Raw genomic sequence first — 17,547 nt, 5'->3', positions numbered from 1 at the left:
GTTGCCAGTTTGACTCGCGGCAAGCGACGGCCGCTAAACCGTCGGGACCCCGAAGGGAAAAGTTGAGCACGGATAGTACGCCCTCGATATCTCGGGGCGCTGCGCAAAAACACTCTGAGGGTTGCCTGAACATGGTCGCGATCGTAAGTGGAAACACGCTGGGGCTTAATCTGAGTTCGCTGGCGACGCTGGGCGATAAGGGAACGTTCGGCAATGCCGCTTTAGGGCGTAGTTCTGAGCAGATCTACGTCAACGTGACGACGGGAAACTTGGTTTTTCGCACCGTGGACGATCAGCTGGCTGGCCATGGGGCGATGTACGGGACCGTGCGTACGCATAACAGCCAAGGAAAAGGTGGACATGAGGACGCGTGGGCGATTGGCGCGGCTCTCAAGAAGGTCCAGCTTATCGGACAGTATGGCAAGGCGGGAAGCTATTTCAAGCGGGTGGACGAGGACGGGTCGGAGCAGACTTTCGCCTACAACTCATACACGGGAAGCTATACCTCGAATGAAGGAGCGGGTGCCCACGACACCATGGTCTGGGACCAGGAAGCGGGTCACTATGTTTGGAAGGAAGGAAGCTCAGGCCTGATTGAGCGCTACGAGGTCGGCGGTGCCGGGCGTTTGCTCAAGAGCACGGATGCTAGCGGCAATTCTCGCGTCTATGCGTACGGGGCCAATGGCAAGCTGGCGAGCGTGACGGACTCGAGCGGGGGCGTTACGTTCTACGACTATGCCGGAAAGAATCTGACGCAGATTCGCACAGCCACGATGGATGGCGGGGTGCAGGTAGTGCAAACCCGTGTGCGCTACGGCTACGACAGTCTGGGGCGACTTTCCACAGTCTCGGTCGATCTGACTCCAGAAGACAACTCCATTGCCGATGGCAAGGTGTTTCAGACGTTCTATACCTATGACGGCGACAGCGACAGGATTGCATCCGTGTCCCAGACTGACGGCACGCAGATGTCGTTCAAGTACGTGCAGGATGCCAGCAAGCGTATTTCAGAAGTGACGGATGCGCTTGGCCGGGTGACCAGCTACAACTACATCAACAATCAACAGGTAAATGTTATCGATCATTTGGGGGCGGTCACCAGCTACAACTTTGACGCGCGGGGAAACCTATCGGCTGTGACCACGCCGGCGGCGAACGGTGTCCGGCAAACGACCTCCTATGTCACTTCCGTCTATGGAAACGTGACGCAGATTACATATCCAGGCGATTACGTCGTCGATATGGCCTACGACGCCCGAGGCAATCAGATCAAGTGGTCGGACTCGCTTGGCAATCTCGTGACGCGCAGTTATGACAGCGAAAACCGATTGCTGACGGAAACCGCATACTCGGTCCCAGCGTCGAATGGCAAGGCTGCGAGCGGTGAGCTTGTCACGAGAAACGTCTACGACGCGGCAGGAAGGCTACGATTCCAGATCAATCCCGTGGGCAACGTGACGGAGCATCGCTACAACGGCTACGGTGAGCGGACCTCCACACTGACGTATGCGGGAGACGTCTACCCCATTCGGGCATTGGCTTTGAACGAGGCGCCGACGGAGGCATCGATGCAAGCCTGGGCCTCTGCTGCGGACATGAGCCGGGTATCGCGAGTGGATGCGGTTTATGACTATCGCGGCATGCTGCAACAGACGACGGCATATCGCTCAGTCAACGCAAGCGGCGATGGCGTGCTGGATGGCGAACAGGCAGTAACGCGCTATGTCTACGACAGGTCGGGCCGGTTGATTTCAACCGTCACTCCCACGGGAGGCGCCACCAGCTATGTCTATGACGGCATGGGCCGTGTGATATCCGTGCAGAATGCACTGGGTCAGACGACATTGACGCAGTATGACGATGTTGGAAACCGGATGACGTTGACGCAGGCAAACGGTCTGCGCACTGTGTCGGTCTACGACAAGGCCGGGCAGAAGATCAGCCAATATGAGCAAAGTCCGGAGGGCCAGAATCTTGGCGAAACGCGATATGTCTATGACGTGCTGGGCAGGCTGCGTATCACCACGGACCCGGCGGGGAGACAGGCATTCATTGTCTACGACGAAGCGGGCCGCAAGACCGGAGACGTGGATGTAAACGGAATCTTGACCGAATATCAGTACAACTCGCAAGGCAGGCTCTGGCGGACGAACACCTATTCCGCCAAGGTGGATATTTCCAATCTGGTAGACGCCCAGGGAAAGCCGAAGATCGTGCAAATGGGCAGGCTCATACCGACAGGGGAAAAGTCGTCAGTCTGGAATTTCTATGATGCCGCGGGAAGGTTGGCAAAGACCAGGGATGCGGCCAATGCCGTTACGGAGTATCGCTACGACAATCTGGGCCGGTTGGTAGAGGAGATCGGGTACGCGCAGCGTTGGACAAACTCTCCCGTGCCGTGGCCCGAGCGCGCGCAGGACCTGATAGTAAAAGCTTCCAGTGCCGATCGTCATAGTTATACCTTCTATACGGATGACGGCAAGGTGCGCGGAACGCTGGACGCGGAAGGTCTCTTCACGGAACGTGTCTATGACAGTGCTGGCCGTGAAGTACAGCGGATCACCTATGGGACGCGGGTAGAGAATCAAGGGGCGAATCCTTCGTTCGCCTCGGCCAAGCCTGCCTCGTCATATCAAGACATCGTCGAATACAAGTTCTACAACGGCCTGGGCCGCCTGACCGGCACGCTGGACGGCGAAGGCTATCTGACCGAATTCGTCTACGACGCGAGCGGCAACCTGACGACCAAGGTGCGCTATGCCACGTCGCTGACCGGCGCCAATACCGGCTCGACCATGCCGGTGAAGTACTCGCCCGACATTGCCAAGATGCGGCCAGCGACCAGCGCGCAGGACCAGGTCTGGACCTACACCTATACGCGGCTGGACAAGGTCTCGTCGGAACGGAATGCCGAAGGCGCGCTCACGCTGTACGTCTATGACGAGATGGGCCGCATGACGTCGATGGTCCGGGCCGCCGGAACCTCGACCTCGCGCGGCGTGCTGTCGCGCTACGACCTGCAAGGCCGCTTGATCGGCGAGCTGTCCGGAGAGGGCGCGGCCAGGATAGACGGCAACCAGACGCAGGCACAGATCGATGATATCTGGCGGACCTATGGCACCTCGTACACCTATGACGCGGTGGGACGGCGCACCTCGATGGTGGACGGCGCGGGGCAGCGCACGCTGTACTACTTCGACGCCAACGGCCGGGTCACGCACACCATCAACGCCCTGGGCTATGTGCAGGAGAACGTATACGACAACCTGGGCCAGCTGGTCGAGACGGTGCGCTATGGCGCGCCCATCAATACGCAGGGCCTGAACGGCGGCCCGGTCAATGATGCGCTCAAGCTCGCGCTGGCCGCCGCCAGCAATGCCAATGTGGACATTCGCGCGACCTATACGTACACCATCGATGGTCGCGTGCAGAGTGAAACCGACGGCGCGGGCGGCCTGATACAGCGCAGCTATGACGCTTTCGGCAACGAGATCCAGCGCATCACCCGGATTGATGGCTCGAAGAACCGCACCGACACGCGGGAGTATGACCGGACGGGGCGGCTGACCTTGCTGAAGGAGGACGTGGGCGGGTACGGCCGCAAGACCACCAGTATCTATGACGTATTCGGCCGACTGATCGCATCGCGCGACGGAACCGGAAACACGACCAATTTCGAGTACGACAGACGTGGCCGGCAAGTACTGACCTACGACTCGGTGATCAACAAGAAGACCGCCTACGACGCCTTCGACAATGTGCTCTGGCGCATCGACGAATTGGGCCGCCGTACCACCTACGCCTACGATGCGCAGAACCGCAGCGTGACCATGACGACGCCGGACGGCGTCTCGGTGACGACCATCCACAACGCCTTTGGGCAGACGGTGGAGTTGCGCGACGGCAACGGCAACGTGACGCGTCATGCGTACAACGCGGACGGCAGCCTGGTGCGGACCGAAGACGGCGGCATGACGGTCGCCAACCGTTACGACAATCTGCAGCGTCTGATCGAGACCGTGGACGCGCGTGGGGTCAAGACCAGCTATACCTATGATGCCCTGGGTCGGCGCCTGAGCCGCCTGGTGGATCCCGACGGGCAGAAGTTGCTGACGGAGTACCGCTACGACGCGTTCGGCCGCCAGTATCAGACCATCGAGCCGGGCGGACGCCAGACCCTGGTGACGTTCGACAAGGCCGGCCGTGTGCTGTCCACGACAGAGGATGCGACCGGCCTGAAGCTGGTGACCCGATATACCTACAACGAGTCTGGTCAGCAACTGACGGTTACCGCGCCCAACGGCGTGGTAACCCGGTATGGCTACGACAACCTCGGTCGGCGTGATACCGAGACGCTGGATCCGGCGGGATTGGCGTTGGTCACGCGCTATGTGTATGACCTGAATGACAGGCCCCTGGCCAAGGTGGCGCCGGACGGCACGCGCACCTATCAGACCTACGACGACAGAGGCCGGCCGACGATGACGGTCAACGGGGCGGGCTATGTGGTCCAGACCCGCTATGACGCCGCCGGCCAGGTGATCGGGACGGTGGCCTACGTCACGCCCGTGGATCTGAAGGGGGCGCTCACCGTCAGCGACTTCGAGCTGCGCGGCCTGCTCAAGCCAAATCCCGCCGACGTCTCGGAATACCGCTATTACACCGCCGGCGGTCGCCTGGCGATGACGGTCAGCGGCACGGGCGACGTGGTCAGCTATGCCTATGACGGCAACGGCAACGTGACCGAGCGCATCGCCTACGCCACCCGCCTGCCCGCCGCCAGCATAGGCGCCGCGCAGATGCCGGCCCCGCCGCAGCTCAACCCCGTCTACGACCAGCGCCAGCGCACGGTCTATGACGCGCTGGACCGCGCGGTCTTCCAGGTGGATGCCCTGGGCGGCGTGGTGCGCCAGCGCTACGACGGCAACGGCAACGTGATCGAGCGCGTGGCCTACGCGGCCCGCATTCCGGCCGGCACGGCGATGACGGAGGCGGCGATCACCGCCGCGCTGGCGCCGCTGGCCGATCCCGCGCGCGACCAGCTCGCCGTCAACGTCCATGACGCCGCGGGCCGGCTCATTTATGTCATGGACGGCACCGGCGCCGTCACCAGGAACACCTATGACGCGTCCGGCAACCTGCTGACACAGATCCGCTACGCCACGCGCCTGGCGCCGGGCAGCAATCCGGCCAGCGTGCCGGCGGCGGCGGGTGACATCACGGTCTCGCGCGTGTACGACAGCGCCAATCGTCTGGTCGCCGCCGTGGACGGCAACGGCAACATCACGCGTTATGTGCTGGATGCGGCGGGAAGGATCATCCTGCAGGTCAATCCCGACGGCGCGGTGAGCGAGAGCCGCTATGACGCCGCCGGCCGCCTGACGGCGCCCATCGGTTACGCCACGCGGGTGGCGACGGCGGGGCTGGGATCGCCGGCCAGCGAGGCGCAGGTGCGGGCGCTGCTGTCGCCGCAGCCGTCGGACCGGGCCGAGTACCGTTACTACGGCGCCGACTCGCGGCTGGCGATGACGGTGGACGCGCTGGGTTCGGTGGTGACCTACAAGTACGACGCCGCCGGCAATCTGAGCGAACGCATCGCCTATGCCAACCGCCTGCCGGCCGCCAGCGTGGGCGCGGCCAAGATGCCGGCCGCGCCGGTGGTGGATATCGCCTACGACCAGCGCCAGCGCGCGGTCTACGACGCGTTTGGACATGCCATCCTGCAGGTGGATGGCACCGGCGCCGTGGTGCGCCAGCGCTACGACGCCAATGGCAAGGTAGTGGAACGGATCGCCTACGCCACGCGCGTGCCGGCCAACGTGGCGCTGACGGCGGCGGCCATCGACGCGGCGCTGGCGGGCGTGGCCGACGCCGCGCGCGATCAGCGCAGCCTGAATGCCTACGACGGCATCGGCCGCCTGACTCACGTCATGAACGGCCTGGGCGCGGTGACCGAGAACATCTATGACGCCGCCGGCAACCTGCTGCGGCAGATCCAGTACGCCACGCCCGTGGCGGCTGGCGGCGATCCGCGCTCGGTGCAGGGCAGCCTGAAGGACCGCGCCACCGACTGGGTCTACGACGGCGCGCATCGCCAGATCGCCAGCGTGGATCCCACGGGCGCGGTCACGCGCAAGGTGCTGGACGCCAATGGCAACGCCGTGCAGGTGATCCGCTACGCGACCCGGCTGGGCGCCACGGTGCCGCGCGAGGGCGGCGCCATCCTGGCGGCCCTGGTGTCCAATGCCCAGGACCGGGTCACCACCACCGCCTTCGACGCGGCCAACCGGGCCGTGCTGGTGGTCGATGCCCTGATGGGCGTGGTGCGCAATACCTATGACGCCGTCGGCAATCTGCTGGAAACCTACCAGTACGCCAGGCCGATGCCGGGCGACGCGCTGGCCGGCGCCGCGCCGGGCCAGTTGAGCCTGGCGGCGCTGACGGCGCGCCTGCCGGGTGTCGACGCGCAGGACCGCAGCAGCCGCAGCGTCTATGGCGCGGCGGGCCTGCCCGTATACAAGATCGACGCGGCGGGTTTTGTCACGCAGCTGAGCTACGACACGCGCGGGAACGTGGTGAGCAGCCGCCGCTACGCCAACGGCGTGCTGCTGGGCGGCACGCCGTCCGCCGCCGACGTGGCTGCCGCCTTGTCCGCCGACAACGCGCGCGACCGGGTCGACAGCTATGTGTTCGACGCGGCCGGCCGTCTCCTGGGCGTCACCGATACGCTGGGCAAGTCCGAGTCCTATGCGTATGACGGGGTGGGCAACAAGACCCGCTTTGTCAACAAGGCGGGCGAAGCCTGGTCCTATGAGTACGACGCCGCCGGCCGCCTGCTGGTCGAGCGCACGCCGCAGATCGGTTCGCTGGAGACGGGCTGGACCGCCGACGGCAACATGACTGTCGGCGCCAATCGCTCCGTCTCGCTGGTGACTCGCAACGTCTATGACGCCCTGGGCAATCTGTTGTCGCGCACCGAGGCGGACGGCCAGCCCGAGGCCCGCACCACGCGCTATGTCTACGACGCGGCGGGCCGCCAGGTGCGGACCATCTTCCCGCCGGTCAGCCTGTACGACGCGGCCGCCGACAACCTGCTGGTCAACGGCGCCAGCGGCGTCGCCGCGCGCAAGGAGACCGCGCCCATCTCGCTGACGTCGGACGTGCTGTTCGACACGTTCGGCAATGCGGTGGCGGGCCGGGACGTGGCGGGATCGATCAGTTACAAGGTCTATGACAAGACCGGGGCGCTGAAGTACGAGGTCGATGCCGAAGGCTATGTCACCGAGTACGATCGCAACGCCATGGGCGACGTCACGCTGCGCCTGCGCTACGCGGTCAAGACGGGCTTGACGGCCAATGGCTACAAGGGCATCTCGGCGGAAGCCGTGGCCGCCGCCGTCAACGCGGCCGGCCTGGATCATGGCGGCGATCGCGGCGAAGTGACCGCCTACGACAAGCTGGGCCGCGCCGTGGAGGTGAGCCAGTCGCAGATCTACGCCTACGATTCGTCGGCGGCGGCCGGGGCGCAGTACTTCACCAGCAACAAGCTGGTGCGCACCGAATATGATGCCTTCGGTCAGGCGGTGGCGATTCGCGAACTGGTCAATCCCGTCTCGCAGGTCTGGGCGAACACGACCCAGCACTACGATCGCGTCGGCAACATGGTCGCGCGGGTCGATGCCCTGGGTTATGTCACGGTCTCGTCCTATGACGGGATGGGCAACAAGACCTCCGTGCGCGATTACGCCACGGCCACCACTGTCTGGAACGCGCAGGGCTACGCGCTGCCGGTGGCGAACGCCAACGACCGCCTAGTGACCTATGCCTTCGACGCCCTGGGCAGGAAGCTGTCCGAGACCCGGGTCAACGTGGAGTACAGCAACCAGTCCAACGGCACCTCGCAGCGCGGCGACCTGAAGACGACCTATGGCTACGACGTGCTGGGCAACCAGACGCGCGTGACGGACGCCAAGGGCGGCACGTCCTACACCTATTACGACGCCCTGGGCCGGGTGAAGGCGGTGACCGAGGCGGCGCGCCTGAACGCGTCCGGCGCTTCGTACGCGCCGTTGACCGTGTTCTACCGCGACGCGGTCGGCAACATCATCCGCACCATCCAGTACGCCAACGGCACGCCGCAAGCGTCCGAGGCGGGTTACACCGAAACCTCCAGCGGCGACAACCGCTACACCTTTGCCGCCTACGACAGCCGCGGCAACAAGATCCAGACCATAGACGCCAACGGCGCGCGCACCAACTATTCCTACAACGCCGCCGGCCAGTTGGCCAAGCAATGGCGCGGCGTCACGGGCAACGACGGCAGCGTCAAGACCTGGTTCCAGGCCTTCCAGTACGACAAGCTGGGGCATCAGACGCGGGTGATCGATCCGGCATCCACGGCCGTGCTCAAGAGCGGGGTCCAGACCAGCTGGTCGTCGGCGACCAAGGAATTCAATTTCTGGCAGAAGTACGTCGTTTCCGGTACCAATACGATCAACCTCAACTGGTCTTCGCTGATCGATGCCAGCGCGGGCCTGGTGAGGGTCCAGGTGTACTACACCACCCTCAACACGCAGTACAGCGAGACGGTCGCCAATGAGGGCGGCGAGGCCGGAGAGGGCGGCGTTTCCACGGGCGGCACCACGATCACCTATGGCTCGCCCGGCGTGGCGACCAGCCGCACCATGGATTTCGGCGCGGCGTCGGCCGCATCGGGCGTGTCGATCAGCTGGAGCGAACGCAAGGTGGCCGTGGGCGGCATTGCCCAACTGAGCTACATCCGCGTGTGGCAGCAGGACGCGGCCGGCAACTGGGTCAGCAAGTGGGAAGGCAGCAACGCCCAGGCCAACGGTTCCGGCATTGTCGACGTGTCGCAGCAGGAAGCCGGCTGGTCGGATACCGTCACCGAGTACAACGCCTTTGGCGAGATGGTGCGCCGTGGCGTCAATGGCGGCCGCCAGGAGTATTTCCAGTACGACAACGCCGGCAATCTGGTGCGCACCAACGCCAAGGACGGCAAGGACCAGGTCACGCTCTACAACCTGCAGGGCAAGGCCACCGCCAGCATGACCAGCGCCGGCGCGGGCGGCGGCAATGTCGACCTCGCGGCCATCGGCTCCATCCAGCAGGCGTCGGCCATGGGCAACCTGCGGCGCGAGGACACGGTCTACAACCTGCTTGGCAACGCGCTCAAGACCATGGCGCCCGCGCGCACGGTGTACGAGGGCGGGGTCACGGTCAATCGCGACTACACCTACGCCACCATCGCCTCGTCCGCCACGCTCTATTACATTCCCAAACCCGGCGGCGGTGAGAATGGCGGCGAGGGCGGCGAAGGCGGCACGGATCCCAACGATCCCGGTACGCCCGCCTGGCGCGGCACCAATACCGTGCAGCTCGGCTGGACCAGCCTGGCAGGCCTGGGCGACGGCGACGTGCGCGTCGTCATGACTTACCAGAGCGCCGGCGGCACGCGCCGGACCCTCACGCAGAACTACCAGGCCGGCGCGGCGCAGACTGGCGTGACGTTCAGCTGGGACGGCGCCGCCATGAATACGACCGACGGGGGCGTCACCCGGGTGGTCGCCATGACGGTCTACAAGAAGGACACCAGCGGTACCTGGCAGACCGTCATCAACCAGCAGGGCACCTTCGGCAACACGGGCAACTTCATCGACATCGCCGCGCCGGTCGATCCGGGCGTCAAGGTCAGGCTGGAAATCCGCGTTCCCAACGGCGGCTGGAGCGAAGTGGGGCTGGTGAACTACGGCAATACCTTGCGCTATGACGCGGAAGGGCTGGCCGTGGGCAACTACGAGTACCGGGTCTCGCAGATCGCCCGCGATGGCATGACCAAGGTCACAGGGTCCGGCACGCTGGCACTGGCGGCGCCCAGCCTGTCCTCGATCAGCAGCGCCATCGGCTTCGGCGCCGTCGGCCACGACGTGTTCAGCTGGCCCTCGTTCGGCGCGGGCGTCGACGCGCAGTTCCGCTACCGCTCGCCGGGCGGCGCCTGGGTCCAGCTGCCGGTATCCGCGCGCAGCTCGGGTCATGATGGCGTGGACTGGATCGGCATGGGCGCCGGCCAGTTCGAGTATGAATTGTTGCTGATCGACCGCAGTTCCGGCGCCGCCTATGCGCATGCCACGGGCTTCATCAACAAGGAGGCCGCGGTGCCGCCGCGCTGGGTGCCGCCGGTCGGCATTCCGCCAATCGCGGAAGGACTGACGCTGGACACGGGCAGCACCGGCATTTCCTGGACCACGACTGATCGCAACAATCTGAACGGAACGGCCGTGCTCCGGTACCGGCTGCAAGGCACGCAGGCCTGGTCGACCGTGGGCTTGAACCAGAGCCCGACCGCCACGCCGTTCGGGCCCGTGGGCACGCCCGGCACCGGCGAGGGCGGCGAAGGCGGCGAGGGCGGTTCAACGTCCGTCATGACCTATTGGGTCCGCCTGGGCACGCTGCCCGCTGGCAACTACGAGTTCGACCTGCTGTTCACGCCCACCGGCGCGTCCGAACCCAGCAAGCACCGCATCGGCGTGATCTCGCAAGGCGCCACCACGCCGGGCTATTACTACACCCGCAGCTATACGGTGTCCGTGCCCTACCAGGTCTGGGTGCCGCCGACCGGCAACGGCGGTGAAGGCGGCGAGGGCGGCGAAGGCGGCACGCCCGGCTATTGGAAGACCGAGTATCGTCAGGAGACCCGCTACGAGCAGGTCTGGGTGAACGCCGTCACGCCGCGTCCCGGCATGTCGCACACCACCGCCACCTATGTGGCGGGCTACACCATCCCGGGCCGGCCAACCAGCTATTCCCTCAGCAGCACCACCGGCAGCAATCCGCGACCCATCAGCACCAACGTGTCCGGCATCCTGGGCGTGGTGGCGTCGTGGGGCACGTCCGGCCCGAACGGCGGCGCCGTCACCAGCCGCCCGTCGGTAGAGCGGACCTACGACCGCTGGGGCAATGTGCTGACGGTCTCCGATCCGCGCTCGCCCTATTGGATCACCCGCTATACCTATAACGCGGCCAACCAGATCACCTCGGAAATCCGACCCAGCGCCGATGGCGCGGCGGGCGCCGGACCCGCCACCTACCTGTACTACGACGCGCAGGGCAACAACGTCGCCACGCGCGACGGCAACGGCAACCTGACCGGCATGGAGTACGACGCCGGCGGCAAGCGCATCGTCGAGCGGCACGCCGACGGCGGCGTCTACCGTTACGGCTACAACGGCTTCGGCGACAAGATCAGCTGGACCGATGCGCTGGGCAACGTCACGTCCTACACCTATGACTGGATGGGCCGCCTGACGCTGACGTCGCACGCCGCGCTGACGCGCTACGGCATGCAGGACGCGTTGACGATGGTCGCCACCGGCCAGAAGACCGTCATCGAGAGCGTGCGCTACGACGAGCTGGGCAACAAGCTCAGCTCCACCAACGGCGCGGGCGACACGGTCTATTTCCGCTACGACCTGCGCGGCAACGTCACCGGCGTGCGCAAACCGGGCATGTCCACCGAGCTGCGCACCGCCTACGACGCGCGCGGCAATAAGACCTTCGAGGCCGACGCCAACGGCAACGCCTCGACCTGGGCCTACGACTACTTCGGCAAGCTGGTCGGCCACACCGACATCGGCGGCGCCAAGTACTACTACGCCTATGACAATGCCCGCCAACTGCTGCAGCAGACCAACACGCGCGGCCAGAACCTGAACTACACCTACGACGCCGCAGGCCAGGTCACACGCATCTACGATGCCGCGCTGGGCAAGATCACGGACTTCTCGTACGACCATGCCGGCAACAAGGTGCGCGAGCGCACCGAGCAGGGCGGCCGGGTCTACCAGAACAACATCATGGCCTACGACGCGCTGGGCCGCCTGCGCGAAGTATCGGACGGCTACCTGCGCCAGAACATCGACTACGACGCCAACGGCAACCGCAAGCGCGTCCAGACCCAGTACACCGACGCGTCCGACACCTGGCGCAACCGCGACTACTGGTATGGCTACGACGCCATGAACCGCCAGACCACGGTGGAGGCCGTCAACGCCAACCTGGACCTGAGCGCGGGCCAGGGCCACCGGCTGACCTACGACGCCAACGGCAACCGTCTGAGCGACACGTACTGGGACAAGGTCGTCTACGGGGACGGCAGCACGGCGGCCGGCTTCACCACCGAGACCTATACCTACGACATCCTGAACCGGCTGGTCACGCAGCGGCGCGACGGCAACCTGCTGGACTACCGCTACTACGACGGCGCCGACCGCGTGGTCTGGAGCGGCATCGACGGCTCGCTGGGCAAGGCGTTCTTCGATCGCTCGGGCCTGGCCAACGAGCAGCGCCGCAACATGTACGACGGCGCCGGCCGGCTGTACAACACGCGCTTCGTCAAGATGACGAACGCGGGTCTGTCGAGCAGCCACAACGTGACCTACAGCGGCTACGACCAGGCGGGCAACGTGACGCAGTACCGCATGGACATGTACGAGGGCACGGCGTACACGAATTACTACAACTACACGCACGCGCGCTACGAAGGCTACCGCGAGGCCACGCTGTCGGGCACCAGCACGGAGCTGGATCCGGGCCAGACCACGTACCAGTACGACGTCAACGGCAACCTGGTGGGGGTGGTCGACACCAAGGACGGCAGCAAGAACCAGACGCTGGTGAACGACGCCAGCGGCAAGATCCTGCAACGGGTGCAGGACGGCAAGACCACGCGTTCCCTGATCGTCAACGGCGAGCTGCTGGGCACGACTGGCCCGACGGTGGGCGCGGACGACTTCTCGCCGTCCTTCCGTCCCATCGACGGCGGCAACCCGCAGGCCAGCCCGGGCTCGTACCGGATCCAGCCGGGCGACACGCTACAGACCATCGCGCAGCAAGCCTATGGCGACAGCCGCCTGTGGTTCCTGGTGGCCGAGGCCAATGGTCTTGCCAGCGACCGCGACCTGCGGGTCGGGGCGACGGTGACGATCCCGAACCGGGTGTCGGGCAACCATAACGATTACAAGACCTTCAAGCCGTATGACCCGGGCAAGCTGATTGGGGATACGCAGCCGACGATGCCGGTGCCGGAGGCGGATGGCGGAGGGGGCTGCGGCGGGTTTGGCAGTTTGATCCTGGCGGTGGTTGCGGTGGTGGCGACGGTGTTTACGGCGGGGGCGTTGGCCGCGCCCGCAGGCGCCACGCTGGGCGGCATGATGAACTTGGGGGTGTCGGTACTGGCCGGCACGTCCACGCTATCCGGCATCGGCGCGGTCGGGATAGGGCTGGCGGCGGGTGCTGTCGGCAGCGCCGTGAGCCAGGGCGTGGGCATGGCGCTGGGCATGCAGTCCAAGTTCAGTTGGGGCAGCGTGGCGATGGGCGCGCTGGGCTCGGGCGTGATGGCCGGGGTGGGCGGCGCGTTCAACGGCGCGAGCTTCCTGAGCGGCAACCAGGCGCTGTCGGAGTCCATCAAGGCCGGCATCGCCAATGGCACGTACGCCGGCGCCAACGCCATGCAGATGGCGGTGCGGGCGACGGTCAGCTCGACGGTGACGCAGGGCATCGCGATGGCGACGGGGCTGCAGTCCAAGTTCAGCTGGACCAATGTGGCGGCTGCCGGCGTGGGCGCGGGAGTGGGCGCGGGAGTGGGCGGGTTCGTGGGAGGCAAGCTGTTCCCCACGGGGAATGAGTTCTCGACGAACCTGATGCGTGGCTTTGCGTCTAGCGCGGTGGGTGGGGTTGCGGCGACGGTGCTGACGGGGGGCAAACCGAACTATCTGCAGATTGCGGTGGATGCGTTTGGGAATGCGTTGGGGAATTCGGTGGTGGAGTCTTTGACGGTGAAGGACCGTATTCCGGCTGCTGGCGAAAGCAGTGGAGGGCAGGATCGGGACAGTCGTTTACGACAGCTGTTCCGTGAGCAGACTATGGGCGATGCGCAGTTCTTGGCGGCTCAGGAGGGCTCTGGACGTGCTGCCTATGGCGCGACACCGCGTGGTTTCAACGATATCGGGTTCTTGAAGGAAGCGGGGCGTGGCCCCAACGGCGAAATCTACTGGAATACGGGCGCGACGTCGTATCCGGTGCCGGATAGAGGGGATATCGTTGCGGTGCCGTTGCCTGCCTTGTCGGTGAAGCTGGCTGGCAGGGGGGCGGCGGCTTTAACGGGGAGTGATGGATGGGGTTCGAGTTATTTGGATCCGATGGGAAATGTCACGTGGGGAGGCACTTATGAGGAGAGTGAGCCGGTTCCGTCGATGCCGTACAAGGAGCAAATGAGACGGGCCTTTGGGTTCTTGGGGGAAGCCAGTCAGGGGCTGCTTAAAGGCGGAATTAACTCTGCTACTACGGCGGCAATGGACCTAGTCAAGTTATCCGCCCAGGCTGCGACGATACGAGGGTTAGCGATGTCCGGGGACACGTCGCCTTCCACTTGGTTTGATAGGGCACAAGATGCGACCTCGGGCTATTGGAATGGTCGACTGGTGCAGTACGACGGGCGACTTCAGGAGGTAACGGGACTGGCTGGCGAGGTAGTTGGCCCCGGCATGGTGGCGAAGCCTCTCAGCCTGGGAGCCAAAGCGACAGTAGGGGCCTTTGGTACATCGGCGAAGTTTGGGAGGGAGCTGGGGCCTGTAGCTGGTGAGATGCTGGGAGGAGTGCTACAGAAGCAAGGGCTGATGCCTGCAATACTGCCAAAGGAGTCGAGATTCATCGGAGGAGATATCGTCGCCAAAAACCCGGATGACTTTATATTGTTTTATCACGGAACATCGCCAGAGAAGGCTACCGCAATTCGATTGGAAGGTATTGATATTGGAAAATCGAAACTTTGGAACGACTTTGGTGAGGGGTTTTATATGACGACCTCACGCGAGGAGGCTCTTCACTCTGCGGCCATGGCGAATACGTCTCAGGATGTCGTTGTGTTTGCTGTTCCGAAATCTGAGTTGGCGCGGCTGGATAGTAAAGTTTTCAAAAATGCAGATGCTGAATGGGTTGATTTCGTTTCGATGAATAAGAATTTGAATTCTGCTCGTTATGTTCCGCCTGATGAATGGCGCTATACTTTTGACATGGTTACGGGTCCAATGTTTGGGTCGGTCAGAAAGGATGGTAGTTTGAGAACTCTGCCGGGTAGAGGGGATCAAACAAGCATTCACACGCAGAAGGCTGCAGATTTGTTTAATTTTTATATGCTTAAGGGTGATTTGCCGTGAATTTTTCTATGTCATTAGACGATGAAGATGCGATCTGGTTGTTTGAAAGAATAGTTCGCGAGCTGGGGAAACGGTTTGATCATGCGGAAGCGGAGGCTGTAGATCTCGTGAATCGCTATTGTCAAAAGTTCACTGATCCGGATTTTTGTAGGGCATATGATGTGCCCGTACAGACGATGGAGTTCTTTGCTCGAGAGGAATCCTTGGCTATGGCGGATAGGGTTCATTTTTATGTGGTATTGGGTAATGAGCCAAATGAAAGTGCGTTTGTCGAATGGGAAAAGAGGCTTGAACGGGAAAAGAAGAGGCTTTTGGAGTGAGCGATGGCTGTATTGATTGAAGGAATTTCAGTGGTGATTTTGTGCCAGTCCATCATCAAAAAAGTGTCAGGTGGAGTGGCAGAATTTATAAGTCTTATTCCTAATAGAACGCTATGTTCGGATGGGGAGCTGGCGTGCGTGAGTTTTATGACTCCCATTGATACCCGTAATTTCGTAGAGGCGCTCAATAGGGTCGGACTAAGATATAGGGGAAGTGATGGCGCTGCGATTGACATAGTGGTTGTTGATCAACAATCTGGCCCTGTAGTTTCTTGCGAGTGGGTGGATTTTGGTCACACTGATTGGAATAATGATCCCAGTCAAGTGGTCGCGGTTTGTTGTGCGCGGCGCACTAAAAATACGGGTATTGTTGCGCCAGAGGGTTGGAGTTATGGACGATCTTTAACCGCCAACAGTAAATATATTTCTGGTGATAAGATTCCATCGAATCTTGAGTTTGTAGCTCATGAAGATGGAGTTGATGTTTTTAGAGACACCGAAAGTGGGCAGAATTTTTATGTCAGGCGCTAAGGGCATCCTGTGATTTGTACTGCGATGTATTCACCTGACACCGGCTCCAAGCCGGTGTTTTTTTTAGGAGTTCCGACGAACACATAATGCATAGCCGGCTGTCTAGCCGTGACCTACAGCGGTTACGATCAGGCGGGCAATGTGACGCAGTACCGCATGGACATGTCGAGGGCACGGCGTACACGACACCTACAACTACACGCACGCGCGCTACGAGGGCTACCGCGAGGTCACGCTGTCGGGCACCAGCACGGAACTGGATTCGGGCCAGACCACGTACCAGTACGACGTCAACGGCAACCTGGTGGGCGTGGTCGACACCAAGGACGACAGCAAGAACCAGACGCTGGTGAACGACGCCAGCGGCAAGATCCTGCAACGGGTGCAGGACGGCAAGACCACGCGTTCCCTGATCGTCAACGGCGAGCTGCTGGGCACGACCGGCCCGACGGTGGGCGCGGACGACTTCTCGCCGTCCTTCCGTCCCATCGACGGCGGCAACCCGCAGGCCAGCCCGGGCTCGTACCGGATCCAGCCGGGCGACACGCTGCAGACCATCGCGCAGCAGGCCTATGGCGACAGCCGCCTGTGGTTCCTGGTGGCCGAGGCCAATGGTCTTGCCAGCGACCGCGACCTGCGGGTCGGGGCGACGGTGACGATCCCGAACCGGGTGTCGGGCAACCATAACGATTACAAGACCTTCAAGCCGTATGACCCGGGCAAGCTGATCGGGGATACGCAGCCGACGATGCCGGTGCCGGAGGCGGATGGCGGAGGGGGCTGCGGCGGGTTTGGCAGTTTGATCCTGGCGGTGGTTGCGGTGGTGGCGACGGTGTTTACGGCGGGGGCGTTGATGCCAGCTGCCGTAGGCGCATTCGGCACCGTGGGCGGCGGGATGGCTGCGTGGGGTGCAGGTGCGATCGCCGGCAGTGTGGTCAGCCAAGGCGCCGGCATGGCGCTTGGGATGCAGAAGAAATTCAACTGGGGGGCCGTTGCCCTGGCGGGCATTGGAGGGGCTGTTACTGGCGGGGTTACGGGCTACTTCAATCCTGGAGCCATCACGACGGCAGCCGGCATGGGAGCGACTGGCTCTGCGGCGACAGGCGGTCGTTCAGGGTGCGTCGCAATCGGGCTTCACCATGTCGGGGATGTTCGCGGCAGCTGGTCGCGCGATGATGAGTTCCACGATCACACAGGGAATAGCACTTGCGACGGGCCTGCAATCCAAATTCAGCTGGAGCGGCGTGGCGCTGGCAGGAGTTGGCGCTGGCGTGGGCTATTCAGTAGCCGAGAGCGTGTGACCTGCTCCCCGTAGTTAGTACGAAATCGATGTAGAGTCCGTTCACAAAGGAACGGCAATGAAGAAACGATTTACGGAAGAACAGATCATTGGGGTGCTGAAGGAGGCCGAGGCAGGGGCCAAGGTTGCCGAACTGTGCCACAAGCACGGGATCTCGGAGGTCACC

Annotated in this window: 5 protein-coding genes and 1 pseudogene; all 6 read left to right on the top strand. The window is 63.4% G+C overall.

All coding sequences use genetic code 11. From position 1 onward, the window contains the following. Positions 1-131: 131 nt before the first annotated feature. A pseudogene (locus ACEU5R_RS00030) lies at positions 132-713 on the top strand (RHS repeat domain-containing protein); the annotation flags it as partial. Between the two features lie 72 nt (positions 714-785). After that, positions 786-15,230, top strand: a complete 14,445-nt coding sequence (locus tag ACEU5R_RS00025) for a DUF3990 domain-containing protein (RefSeq protein WP_392408860.1) — start codon at positions 786-788, stop codon at positions 15,228-15,230. A gap of 8 nt (positions 15,231-15,238) precedes the next feature. Further along, positions 15,239-15,550 carry a hypothetical protein gene (locus tag ACEU5R_RS00020; RefSeq protein WP_392408742.1) on the top strand — a complete coding sequence of 104 codons (312 nt, stop codon included), beginning with the start codon at positions 15,239-15,241 and terminating at the stop codon, positions 15,548-15,550. Positions 15,551-15,553: 3 nt separating this feature from the next. Then, a complete protein-coding gene (locus ACEU5R_RS00015) occupies positions 15,554-16,081 on the top strand; it encodes a hypothetical protein (RefSeq protein WP_392408741.1) in 528 nt (175 codons plus the stop codon). 310 nt (positions 16,082-16,391) lie between these two features. Further along, positions 16,392-17,396 carry a LysM peptidoglycan-binding domain-containing protein gene (locus ACEU5R_RS00010; protein ID WP_392408740.1) on the top strand — a complete coding sequence of 335 codons (1,005 nt, stop codon included), beginning with the start codon at positions 16,392-16,394 and terminating at the stop codon, positions 17,394-17,396. Between the two features lie 43 nt (positions 17,397-17,439). Continuing rightward, a partial coding sequence (locus tag ACEU5R_RS00005; protein WP_392408859.1) for a transposase occupies positions 17,440-17,547 on the top strand: 108 nt, incomplete at its 3' end.

It is taken from the genome of Achromobacter sp. 413638 (genome assembly GCF_043119405.1).
Taxonomy (GTDB): Bacteria; Pseudomonadota; Gammaproteobacteria; order Burkholderiales; family Burkholderiaceae_B; genus Achromobacter.
This window is presented reverse-complemented; position numbering and strand designations above follow the sequence as displayed.